General features: G+C 60.5%; 9 protein-coding genes. 2 read left to right on the top strand and 7 right to left on the bottom strand.

The window, feature by feature from the left end; all coding sequences use genetic code 11:
• Nucleotides 1-322: 322 nt before the first annotated feature.
• Both I6L49_RS13990 and I6L49_RS13995 read left to right on the top strand, forming a co-directional pair.
• A complete protein-coding gene (locus I6L49_RS13990) occupies nucleotides 323-1849 on the top strand; it encodes an EAL domain-containing protein (RefSeq protein ID WP_216949768.1) in 1527 nt (508 codons plus the stop codon).
• Nucleotides 1850-2159: 310 nt separating this feature from the next.
• The gene (locus I6L49_RS13995; RefSeq protein ID WP_005348596.1) at nucleotides 2160-3257 is read left to right on the top strand and encodes a calcium:proton antiporter; all 1098 of its coding nucleotides are present in this window, start codon (nucleotides 2160-2162) and stop codon (nucleotides 3255-3257) included.
• A gap of 145 nt (nucleotides 3258-3402) precedes the next feature.
• Here I6L49_RS13995 and hutH read toward each other — a convergent pair whose 3' ends face one another.
• The 7 genes from hutH to rpoH all read right to left on the bottom strand — a co-directional run bounded on the left by hutH (nucleotide 3403) and on the right by rpoH (nucleotide 11385).
• A complete protein-coding gene (gene hutH, locus I6L49_RS14000; protein ID WP_216949769.1) occupies nucleotides 3403-4935 on the bottom strand; it encodes a histidine ammonia-lyase in 1533 nt (510 codons plus the stop codon).
• Between the two features lie 4 nt (nucleotides 4936-4939).
• Nucleotides 4940-6649, bottom strand: a complete 1710-nt coding sequence (hutU, locus tag I6L49_RS14005) for a urocanate hydratase (RefSeq protein ID WP_216949770.1) — start codon at nucleotides 6647-6649, stop codon at nucleotides 4940-4942.
• A gap of 53 nt (nucleotides 6650-6702) precedes the next feature.
• Entirely contained in the window at nucleotides 6703-7647 is a 945-nt protein-coding gene (gene hutG / locus I6L49_RS14010; protein ID WP_216949771.1) for a formimidoylglutamase, read from the bottom strand.
• On the bottom strand, nucleotides 7640-8875 hold the full coding sequence (hutI, locus tag I6L49_RS14015; protein WP_234916044.1) for an imidazolonepropionase: 1236 nt from the start codon (nucleotides 8873-8875) through the stop codon (nucleotides 7640-7642). The genes hutG and hutI overlap by 8 nt, the downstream gene beginning before the upstream one ends.
• Before the next feature lie 154 nt (nucleotides 8876-9029).
• Complete coding sequence (gene hutC / locus I6L49_RS14020; protein WP_041202413.1) at nucleotides 9030-9734, bottom strand: histidine utilization repressor; 705 nt, start codon at nucleotides 9732-9734, stop codon at nucleotides 9030-9032.
• An 11-nt stretch (nucleotides 9735-9745) separates the two neighbouring features.
• Complete coding sequence (gene can / locus I6L49_RS14025) at nucleotides 9746-10405, bottom strand: carbonate dehydratase (protein ID WP_005339998.1); 660 nt, start codon at nucleotides 10403-10405, stop codon at nucleotides 9746-9748.
• A 125-nt stretch (nucleotides 10406-10530) separates the two neighbouring features.
• A complete protein-coding gene (rpoH, locus tag I6L49_RS14030) occupies nucleotides 10531-11385 on the bottom strand; it encodes an RNA polymerase sigma factor RpoH (protein ID WP_005339997.1) in 855 nt (284 codons plus the stop codon).
• Nucleotides 11386-11684 lie beyond the last annotated feature (299 nt).

Below are 11684 nucleotides of genomic sequence, written 5' to 3' on the forward strand. Positions count from 1 at the left end.
AATGGTCCCTCAAAGGGGACCAAAAGGAACACTCATATCAAAACTAACACTCTGTGCTACTGACAAAAAACAGATACAGGAGTATTGAACACACGGTGAGTCAAACCGCAGGGCTACTCTAATGCAGTTCGGATAAGCTGAGCAATTGTCATTTATGACAGGTCAGCGATTGAATCTAGCCAAAGTTAATAATAAACACATTTAAAATCATGCAGTTAAAAAATCCATCAACAAGTGTGACAAGTCGGACTCAAATTGATTGCACTAATGCTCTATGATGGCTAAGTCCATTTGTGTCTCATGAAACTGGCAGGTACTTCCTTTGCGTAAATCACCCGTCTGGATCGCTCTGTTGCTGTTCGCCCTGCCTGTCGTGGGCAGCCAGTTTCTCGGCCTGTGGTTTGCCAAGCCGATGGCCTTTCATCTGCTGGAAAAGAAGGTTGCCGAGCTCAAGGGAGCCATGGCCGTACGCCACCGGGAGCTGGATGCTGCCATCAACAAACAACTGGCACAATTTGAGTTCAACTGCGGCGCCAAAGACATGGAGCTGCTGCGCGATCCTCGCTTCTACAGCACTCATATCCGTCTGCAGGGGCTGGAACTCGCCTCCGGCAACAGCTGTTCCAGCCTGGGGGTGGGGATCCCGCTACTCAAGGAGATCCAAGACAGCGGGCAGACGTTCGGCAAACTGGGGATTACCGCCACCGTGGCCAAATACAATACCGAACAGGAGGTGGTGGCCTTTTACCGATCCGGCAGCAACCTCGCCTACTGGGTGCTGGATAACAGCTGGAGCCACGACCTGCTGCAACACCCTTGTAGCCACTGCTTCTATCTGGAGTTCAGCCGACAGGATACCGCTGCAAGCACAGTCCACTTTCCCCGTGGCGACAAGGAGATCAAACAGGAAGAGAGCAATATCAGCCTGAGTTTCTTCGATCCCAATGAACTCACCAAACAGACGGTCTGGGCGGGTAAAGCGCTGCAGCAATATGCCCATGACCAACTCAATCACTACGGTCTCTGGTTCGGTATCGCGCTCGGTGCCCTGTTAAGCGTCACATACTGGCTGCTGCGCAGCTATCGGCGCTCCCTCAAGGGACTGCTGCAAACAGGGTTGATACGCAGGGAATTTATTCCCCTCTACCAGCCGATAGTGGATGCCCGTTCCCACCAAGTGGTGGGATTCGAGGCGCTGCTGCGCTGGCAGCGGGGAAACGAGCTGATCCCTCCGGGCACCTTTATCGAATATGCAGAGGAGCAGGGGCTGATCCTGCCGATGACCGAACAGTTGCTGGAGCAGGTGATCACCGACCTGCCGCAGCTGGCGCCAGAGCAGTGGGTCAGCGTCAATCTGGTGGCGGCCCATATCGAGCAGCCCCTGCTGCGCACCTTGCTCGCTCACAGCCAAAACCCCTCACCCGCCCGGCTCACCTTCGAGCTGACGGAGCGCAAGCCGATCCTCGACATCAAGGCGGCCACCGAGGAGATCACCCTGCTGCAACAGATGGGGTATCACTTCAAGCTGGATGATTTCGGTACCGGCTACGGCGGCTTTGCCTACCTGCAGAGCCTGGGGATCCGCCAGATCAAGATCGACAAGATGTTCGTCGATACCATAGGCACCAACGACCTCAAGCGCAGCGTACTGGATGCCATCATCATCTTCGGTCGGGAATCGGGCATGGAGATGATCGCCGAAGGGGTCGAGAGCCAGCTGCAGGTCGACTATCTGAGCCAGCACGGCGTCTATCTGATCCAGGGCTACTTCTTCGGCAAACCCATGCCGCTGAAGATACTGACCCACTGGCAACGGGAGTGGCAGTTGCAACACCAGAAGGCCAGCTAACGTAGATATGGCAGGATCTGGCCGCGAAACAGTTTGGTCAGCGGCTCGACATCATCAGGTTGATGCTGGCGGTAGCGCCGTAACCCAGCCCGGCCATCAGGCGGATAAATCCCCCTGCAGACTCAGGCCCGGCTCCATGGTGAAATCAAACCGTCTCCTGCCACCCCTTATTTACATTCAGCAACAAAATGATCTGCCCTGACGGGGATAACAACCTTTATCATAAGGAGCCGGTTATTGCGCAACCGATAACCGAGCAGCCTGTTTATGTCATCCGGTCGTCAAGACCCCCAATAGAGAACCATTGCCTATGAAGACAGTTATCCGGCAAGAGATTGCCCTGCCCGTTGGCCTGCTGACCCTGCTCTTTTTCAAGACCCTGGGCAGTGACCTGCTGACAGAGACAACTCCGCTCGGGATCTATCTTCCGGTTTCAGCGGCACTACTGGCCATCGTCACCTGGGCCATCTTCTCGGTCGTGCGCCACTCCGATGCCCTCGCCATCAAGCTGGGCGAGCCCTTCGGCACCCTGATCCTCACCCTCTCGGTCATCTCGCTGGAGGTGGTGATGATCTCCTCGGTGATGCTGACCGGTGAGCCCAACCCCACCATGGCCCGCGATACCATGTTTGCGGTAGTGATGCTGGTGAGTACCGGTCTGGTGGGCTTCACCCTGCTGTTTGGCGGCTGGCGCTACCACACCCAGAGCTTCAATCTGGACGGGGTGAAATCCTATCTGGTGGCCATCATCCCGCTGGCCCTGCTCTGTCTGGTGCTGCCCAACTTCACCGAGGGCGGTGCAATCGGCAGTATGTCGCGCGCCATGTCGTGGATGCTGATCATCATTTCGATCCTGCTCTACGGGGTCTTTCTGCTGATCCAGACCCGCAGCCACAGCCACTTCTTCGTCGACAGCGATCACGAGGATTATGAGGAGCACCACGGCCCGCTGCAGAGCAACGTCTATCACACCATCCTGCTGCTCGCCTACCTGCTGGTAGTGATCCTGCTGGCCAAGACCCTGGCCATCCCCATCAACTACGGGGTACATGTCATGGAAGCACCCGCCGCACTGGGCGGCTTTATCGTTGCCTGCATCGTGCTGGCCCCCGAAGCAGTCGGCGCCATCAAAGCCGCCTTCAACAACCAGCTGCAGCGGGCAATGAACCTCTACTTCGGCTCCGTGCTGGCCACCATCGCCCTCACCGTGCCTGCCGTGCTCTTTATCGGCTCAATGCTGGATCAGGAGGTACGCCTCGGCCTCTCCCCCGCCGATATGGTGCTGCTGGTCACGACCCTGATGGTCTGTAAAGTGACCTTCAGCAGCGGCCGCACCAATGTGCTCCATGGAGCGACCCATCTGGTGTTGTTTGTGGTCTATCTGTTCCTGATGTTCGAACACGAATAACCGCGTTCAACCAATGTCAGAAACGCAAAGACCGCCCGATTGGGCGGTCTTTTGTTATCTGCTCCCGGCGGTCACCGGCTCCAGTGAAGCGGCTTCCCCCTCATCCCCAACCCTTCCCCCGCCAGGAGAGAAGGGGGATCAAGGCTTACAGGCTGGGCAGCACCCCGGCCGGGATCAGGTCGTTGTAGCTGGCACGGCCCAGCAGGGCGGCGGCCGCTTCGATATCCGGCGCGAAGTACCGGTCCTTGTCGTAGAAGCTCACCTCTGCCCGCAGTCGTCCCTTGGCCTGCTCGATCAGCTCGGTACTACGCAACGGCGCACGAAAATCGAGCCCTTGCGCCGCCGCCAGCAGTTCGACTGCCAGAATACCGCGGGTATTCTCGGCCATATCGGCAAGCCGGCGGCCAGCGAAGGTCGCCATGGAGACGTGATCCTCCTGATTGGCGGACGTAGGCAGGCTGTCCACCGAGGCGGGATGGGCCAGGGTCTTGTTCTCGGAGGCCAGCGCCGCCGAGGTGACCTGAGCGATCATAAAGCCGGAGTTGACCCCGCCGTTGTTGACCAGAAACGCCGGCAGACCGGACATCCGAGAGTCGATCAGCAGCGCCATGCGCCGCTCGGAGAGGGAACCTATCTCGGCGATGGCCAGAGCCAGATTATCGGCGGCGAAGGCAACAGGTTCTGCGTGGAAGTTGCCGCCGGAGAGGATCTCCTCGTCATCGGCAAACACCAGCGGGTTGTCGGAGACCGCGTTGGCCTCGCACACCAGCACCTCGGCGGCCTGGCGGATCTGGGTCAGGCAGGCACCCATCACCTGCGGCTGGCAGCGCAATGAGTAGGGATCCTGCACCTTCTCGCAATTGTGGTGGGACATGCCGATCTCGCTGCCATCCACCAGCAGGTGGCGATAGCAGGCGGCCGCATCGATCTGGCCACGCTGACCGCGCACTTCGTGGATGCGGGCATCAAACGGCCGACGGCTGCCGAGCGCAGCCTCCACACTCATGGCACCTATGGTGATGGCACCAGCGAACAGATCCTCGGCATGGAACAGCCCTTCCAGCGCAAAGGCGGTACTCGCCTGGGTGCCGTTGAGCAGCGCCAATCCTTCTTTGGGTGCCAGCGCGATAGGCTCGAGCCCGGCAATTTTCAGCGCAGTAGCGGCGTCGATCAGCTCGCCCTTGTGGCGGGCCTTGCCCTCCCCGATCAGCAGGCAGCTCATATGGGCCAGCGGTGCCAGATCGCCGGAGGCACCGACGGATCCCTTCTTCGGCACCACCGGATAGACTTCGGCGTTGATGAGGGTCATCAGGGCCTCAAGCACCGTCAGCCGGATGCCGGAGAAGCCTCGCGCCAGCGAGTTGAGCTTGAGCACCATCATCAGCCGTACGGTGGCGTCATCCATGTACTCGCCAATCCCTGCCGCGTGGGAAAGCACGATGGAGCGCTGCAGCTCGTCCAGCTGCTCCACCGGAATACGGGTGTTGGCCAACAGGCCAAAGCCGGTGTTGATGCCATATACCACCCGGTTCTGCTCGATCACCTTGGTAACCACGGCAGCTGAGGCGTGGATCCCCGGCAGCGCGGCCGGATCCAGTGAAACATGTACCGGCTCGCGGCTGACGCGGCGCAGGGTGGCAAGATCCAGCTTGCCCGGAGTAATAGTCAATTCAAACATGGTGTTACACCTTTCCTTTGACACCGTTGGCGCCGTCAATCATCGGCAGATCCAGTTTCGCCTCATGGGCACAGTTGATGGCAATCTCGTAGCCGGCATCGGCATGGCGCATCACGCCGGTGGCCGGATCGTTGCGCAGCACCCGACCCACGCGGCGAGCCGCATCATCGGAGCCGTCACAGACGATCACCACGCCGGAGTGCTGGGAGAAGCCCATGCCGACCCCGCCGCCGTGGTGCAGCGACACCCAGGTCGCGCCACCGGCGGTGTTGAGCAGGGCGTTGAGCAGCGGCCAGTCGGAGACGGCATCGGAGCCATCCATCATCGACTCGGTCTCGCGGTTCGGGCTCGCCACCGAGCCGGAATCCAGATGGTCGCGGCCGATGACGATGGGGGCTTTCAGCTCGCCGTTTTTCACCATCTCGTTGAAGGCCAGACCGAGCCGCACCCGATCCTTGACCCCGACCCAGCAGATCCGCGCTGGCAGCCCCTGAAACGCGATGCGCTCGCGGGCCATGTCGAGCCAGTTGTGCAGGTGAGGATCATCGGGGATCAGCTCTTTCACCTTCTGATCTGTCTTGTAGATATCTTCCGGATCGCCGGAGAGGGCCACCCAGCGGAACGGGCCTATCCCCTCGCAAAACAGCGGGCGAATGTAGGCGGGGACGAAGCCGGGGAAGTCGAAGGCGTTCGCCACCCCCTCCTCCAGCGCCATCTGGCGAATGTTGTTGCCGTAATCCAGAGTCGCCGCGCCGCGCTCTTGCAGGGTCAGCATCGCCTCCACCTGACGGGCCATGGAGCGACGAGCGGCCAGATTCACCTCCTGCGGGGCACTCTGCTGCAGCTCGCGCCACTGGGCCACGCTCCAACCCTGCGGCAGGTAGCCGTGCACCGGGTCGTGGGCGGAGGTCTGGTCGGTCACCACGTCAGGGGTGATGCCACGGGCCACCAGCTCGGCGAAGACGTCGGCGGCGTTGCCGAGCAGACCGATGGAGATGGCGGTGCCGCTCTGTTTGGCCTCGTCGATCATAGCCAGCGCCTCATCCAGGCTGTGAGCCTTCTTGTCCACATAACGGGTGCGCAGACGAAAATCGATGCGGGTCTCGTCGCACTCCACGGCGATCATCGAGAAGCCGGCCATGGTGGCGGCCAGCGGCTGGGCGCCGCCCATGCCGCCGAGACCACCGGTCAGGATCCAGCGCCCTTTGGGTTCGCCGTTGAAGTGCTGGTTGGCCACCGCAAAGAAGGTCTCGTAGGTGCCCTGCACGATCCCCTGGGTGCCGATGTAGATCCACGAACCCGCAGTCATCTGGCCGTACATCATCAAGCCCTTCTTATCGAGCTCGTTGAAGTGCTCCCAGTTGGCCCAGTGCGGCACCAGGTTGGAGTTGGCGATCAGCACCCGCGGCGCATCCTTGTGGGTCTGGAACACCCCGACCGGCTTGCCGGATTGCACCAGCAGGGTCTGATCCTCCTCGAGCCGGGTCAGCACCTCGACGATCTTGTCAAAGCAGGCCCAGTTGCGGGCGGCGCGACCGATGCCGCCATAGACCACCAGTGACTGGGGATGCTCGGCCACCTCGGGATCCAGGTTGTTCATCAGCATCCGCAGCGGAGCTTCGGTGAGCCAGCTCTTGGCGGTCAGTTCGGTGCCGCGCGGGGCACGGATCACGCGGTTCGGATCATGACGGGGATCCTGCTGTTGCACAGACATACACACTCCTTGTTGTATCAATAGGGTGCCTTCGGCGACGAGCGGCCAAAAGGTTAACGGGTCAACAGATGAACCAGTCGCGCGGCCACGCGGGCACTGCGATTGTCCTGATCCAGCGTCGGGTTGTACTCGGCCAGATCGGCAAGCCTGAGCTTGCCGCTGGCCCGGATATGGGCGATCAGTGGTTCGATCACCGCCAGCTCCACACCACGGGCGGCGGGAGCACTCACTCCCGGCATCAGGTTGCCGGGCAGCACGTCGAGATCGATGGTCAGATAGAGGTGATCACAATCGGCGATAAAGGCGTCCAGCCCGCTTAGCAAGGCTGGCAACCCGGTCTGGGTCATCGCCTCGTCCAGCACATGCCACACACCCAGCGCCTTGGCACGGGCAAACAGTGCTTGGGTATTGGCGGTCTCGGCCACCCCGAGGCAGGCGTAGTGAAACGGTGTGCCCTGAGCGGCGCACTGCTCGGCGATCTGGAAGAAGGGGGTGCCGGAGCTTGCCAGCTCCTGTTTCATCCGCAGGTCAAAGTGAGCATCGAGGTTGATAATGCCGACTCGCCCCTGACCCGCCAGATGCAGGTTGAGGCCGCTCCAGCTGCCGAAGGCCACCTCGTGGCCGCCCCCCAGCACCAGCGGGAAGTGGCCCAGATCGAGTGCAGCGGCGACCCGCTCGGCCAGACGGCCGTGGGCGGCGTCGAGATTGCCATCGGTACAGCTCACATCTCCGCCATCGTAGACGGGACGGTTCAGGTGCCAGGCAGTGTTGGCCAGCAGCTTGCGCACCGCTTGCGGCGCCCCGGCAGCACCAATGCGCCCCTTGTTGCGGCGAACCCCTTCATCGCAGGCAAAACCAAGCAGTACTACACCGGCAGAGTCTTGTGCTCCGGCGGTCCAGGGCAGCACCTTGTCGTGCCAACGCAGGGCCAGTTCGCCATCTTCCGGATCCTGCCGCCCCTGCCAGAGTGACATGTCGATCGGGTTGAACTTATCCATGGAGGGTCTCCTCGCCGTTGAAGATGCGGCCTGCCAGCTGATCGACGCCGACCATGTAACTCAGCTCGGCCGGATGGACGCAGTGCCAGATCAGGAAATCGGCTGCCATGCCGACCCTGAGCTGACCAAGGCGATCCTGCTCGCCAAGCGCTTTGGCGGCGTGACGGGTCACCCCGACCATGGCCTCCAGCGGGGTCAGGCCAAACAGGGTGCAGGCCATGTTCATCGCCATCCGCAACGAGACGATGGGGGCCGTACCCGGGTTGATGTCTGAGGAGACCGCCATCGCCACCCCCGCCTTGCGCAGGGTGGCAACCGGCGGCAGCTTGGTCTCTTTGAGGAAGTAGAAGGCGGTGGGCAGCAGGGTGGCGACCACGCCACGGTGGGCCAGCGCCAGGATCCCTTCCGGATCCAGATACTCCAGATGATCCACCGAGAGAGCGCCAAAGTTGGCAGCGAGGGTGCTGCCACCGAGATTGGAGAGCTGATCCATATGCCCCTTCACCGGCAGGCCGTATTGATCCGCCGCCAGATAGACCTGCTCGGTCTGGGCCAGCGAGAAGCCGATATGCTCGCAGAAGACATCTACCGCATCGGCCAGACCCGCCTCGGCGGCGGCCGGGATAATCTCCTGACAGATGGTCTCGACCCAGCTGTCGGGATCGTCGCGATACTCCGGCGGCACCGCATGGGCCGCCAGCAGAGTGGTCTTGACCCGGATCGGCAACGCCTCTCCCAGTCGACGGGCCACCCGCAGCATCTTGAGTTCATCATCCAGCGTCAGGCCATAGCCGGACTTGATCTCCACCGTGGTGACCCCTTCGCGGATCAGGGATTTCACCCTCGGCAACGCCAGCTCGAACAGCAGCTCTTCGCTGGCGGCACGGGTCGCACGCACCGTGCTGATGATGCCACCGCCCCGACGGGCGATCTCGGCATAGGGCACTCCCTGCTGACGCAGCTCGAACTCCTCGGCACGGCTGCCGGCGAAGACCAGATGGGTGTGGCAATCGATAAGGCCAGGAGTGACCAGCTTGCCCTGCATATCCTGCCAGTGAGCAGGATGGGGCCCCTTAAGCTCGGCCATCGGCACCAGCGCGTGGATCTTGCCATCCTTCACGCCGATGGCCCAGAGCGGCAGCAGGCCGTAGTCGGCCAGCTCATCATTCAGGGTAGCGAGCGTCACGTTGAGCCAGACCCGCTCGCAGTTCAACAGTTCCTTGTTCATAGCGACCTCAAATGTATATACATATCCTTATAGTCGATCTCTATGACGAAAGAAAGAGCGAAGTTCACATCCTGATAACAGCATCAAACTTAGAGTTTAAGCACAAAAAAGCCCACCAAGAGGTGGGCTTTACAAAATCGAGTTGTATAGACATTTACTCCAACTGAGTCTTGGAGCTTAGCTTGTATCGGGAACCCGGGGAAAGCAAACGGGCGTAGGAGACCAGATGCCCCTCCGACCAGGTACGCCGGTGCAACAACAGGCAGGGGGAATCTACACGGATCTGCAACAATCCCGCCTCACCGGCGCTAGGCAACACGGCTTCCACCACGTGCTCCATCTCGGAGAGGGGGCAGACATCCATCAGATAGCGGTTGGGAGTCTGTTGGGTAAAATCCTGCTCGCCATAGCCCGGCAGGCGCCCGGCATCGACGAAGCGCTCCTCCAGCTGCAACGGCTCCCCATCGGCCTGATGGACGATCAGGCTGTGAAAGATGGGGGCGCCAACCCGCAGTCCCAGTTGCACTGCCACCTTCTCGTCGGCGGCCAGTCGCTGCAGCCGGATCACCCGGGCGCTGTACTCGCCGCCACGCTCGGCGATCTCGTCGGCGATGTTGCGAATAGCCAGCAGCGGCGACTCGGTGCGCCGGTCCGCCACGAAGCTGCCGGAACCGGCGGTACGCACCAGCCACCCTTCCGCCACGAGTTCCCGCAGCGCCCGGTTGACCGTCATCCGGCTCACGGTGAACTGCTCGCACAGGGCCGCTTCGGTCGGGATCCTGTCCCCCGCCTGATAGTGGCGTTCGCGGATCCCGTCCAGAATGTGCTGCTTGATCTGCAGATAGAGGGCTGGCGCCACCATGAAGCTCCCTAGCGCCGACGGTGGGGCGGACGCATGTCCGGCCAGGCGCGATAGACATCGGGGATCTGATCCGGCCCGCTGATGCAGAGATCGAGATCATGCAGCAAGCCATCCTTGATCCCGTAGATCCAGCCGTGGACGGCCAGCTCCTGCCCCTTGCGCCAGGCGTTCTGGATGATGGTGGTGTGGCAGACGTTGGCAACCTGCTCGGCCACGTTCAGCTCGCACAGATAGTCGAAGCGCTCGTGCTCATCCTCGATGGCCTCGAGCTCTTCACCATATTTGAAGTAGACATCCTTGATGTTGCGCAGCCAGTTGTCGATGAGACCCAGCTCCTGGTTCTGCATCGCGGCCTTGACGCCGCCGCAACCATAGTGACCGCAGACGATGATGTGCTTCACCTTGAGCACTTCTACCGCGTATTGCAGCACGGAGAGGCAGTTGAAATCGGTATGTACCACCAGATTGGCGACGTTGCGGTGGACGAAGACATCCCCCGGCAACAAGCCCATCAGCTGGTTGGCGGGAACCCGGCTGTCGGAACAACCGATCCAGAGGTATTCGGGGGCCTGCTGGGCAGAAAGAGTGGCAAAGAAAGCGGGATCTTCGGCTTTGATCCGTTCGGCCCACTCACGGTTGTTGGTAAACAGGTCGTTCAACAGTTTCACTTCTGCTCTCCCTAATGTGGCAGTGGCGGCAACATAACACACTCAAGGGTAACCAAAGCAAGGCCGACCAGATCCCTGCGAAACAAAAACAGGGCCATCAGGCCCTGTTTTTATGAGAAGAAGCATCAGGCTTCCATGGCATCTTTCAGCTTCTTGAGTGCGTTTTTCTCAAGCTGACGCACACGCTCGGCAGAGACGCCGTAGGTATCGGCCAGCTCCTGCAGAGTGGTCTTGCTGTCATCATCGAGCCAGCGGGCGCGGATGATGTGCTGGCTGCGCTCATCCAGGGTGGCGAGGGCCGAGCTCAGACGACGGGTCGCGTGATCGTCCCAGTTGTCGTTCTCGATGGTGGCGGCCAGATCGGAGGATTTGTCCTCCAGATAGTGAACCGGAGCGAAACCGCCCTCTTCTTCATCATCACCCACCAGATCGAACGCCTGATCGTAGTTGGCCATCCGCGCTTCCATCTCGGTCACGTCAGCGGCAGAAACGCCGAGATCGGCCGCCACGGCCTGAACCTCTTCGTGGTTCAGCCAGCCCAGACGCTTTTTGGATTTGCGCAGGTTGAAGAAGAGCTTGCGCTGGGCCTTGGTGGTCGCCACTTTTACCATGCGCCAGTTGCGCAGGACATATTCGTGGATTTCGGCCTTGATCCAGTGCACGGCAAAGGAGACCAGACGCACGCCGACCGTCGGGTCGAAGCGCTTGACCGCCTTCATCAGACCGATATTGCCTTCCTGTACCAGATCGGCCTGGGGCAAGCCGTAACCGGCATAACTCTTGGCGACATGAACGACAAAGCGCAGGTGCGACATAACCAGCTGGCGGGCAGCCTCAAGATCGCCATCCTGCTGCAAACGCTCAGCCAGTTCACGCTCTTCCTCTGCGCTCAGCACAGGAATAGAGTTTACTGCCTGGATATAGCCTTCCAGACTACCTTGCGGAATCAGAGCCATAGTGCGCTGCAATGAAGTTCCCATCTGTTACCTCTTACTTTTCAATCGAATCAGTCTAACACCCTGAGAGGGTCTGTCTACTGACCGGATGCCATTCTGCGGCGTGTATCAAAGAACATGCCCAGTTTTAGACCGGCTTATCTTAAGCCTGCAGGATGAATCATGAATGAACAGTCAAAAAAAGGGGGTCACAATGAAGGACCCCCGAAAAGTAGCATGCTAAGTCCATTGTTGCGGAGCTCGCAACCTTCACATGCTTGCCAAGTCTGACGAGCAAGGCAGAGGGGCCACACCCGTATAAATGCTTCAGCTTTAATAGACTG

The organism is Aeromonas sp. FDAARGOS 1419 (genome assembly GCF_019047045.1).
GTDB lineage: Bacteria > Pseudomonadota > Gammaproteobacteria > Enterobacterales > Aeromonadaceae > Aeromonas > Aeromonas veronii.

What these genes read in the sequence shown, in the direction of transcription:
- rpoH (WP_005339997.1), bottom strand. Translation starts at nt 11,385, where the DNA reads ATGGGAACTTCATTGCAGCGCACTATGGCTCTGATTCCGCAAGGTAGT.
- hutU (WP_216949770.1), bottom strand. Translation starts at nt 6,649, where the DNA reads ATGTCTGTGCAACAGCAGGATCCCCGTCATGATCCGAACCGCGTGATC.
- hutH (WP_216949769.1), bottom strand. Translation starts at nt 4,935, where the DNA reads ATGTTTGAATTGACTATTACTCCGGGCAAGCTGGATCTTGCCACCCTG.
- hutI (WP_234916044.1), bottom strand. Translation starts at nt 8,875, where the DNA reads ATGAACAAGGAACTGTTGAACTGCGAGCGGGTCTGGCTCAACGTGACG.
- I6L49_RS13995 (WP_005348596.1), top strand. Translation starts at nt 2,160, where the DNA reads ATGAAGACAGTTATCCGGCAAGAGATTGCCCTGCCCGTTGGCCTGCTG.
- hutG (WP_216949771.1), bottom strand. Translation starts at nt 7,647, where the DNA reads ATGGATAAGTTCAACCCGATCGACATGTCACTCTGGCAGGGGCGGCAG.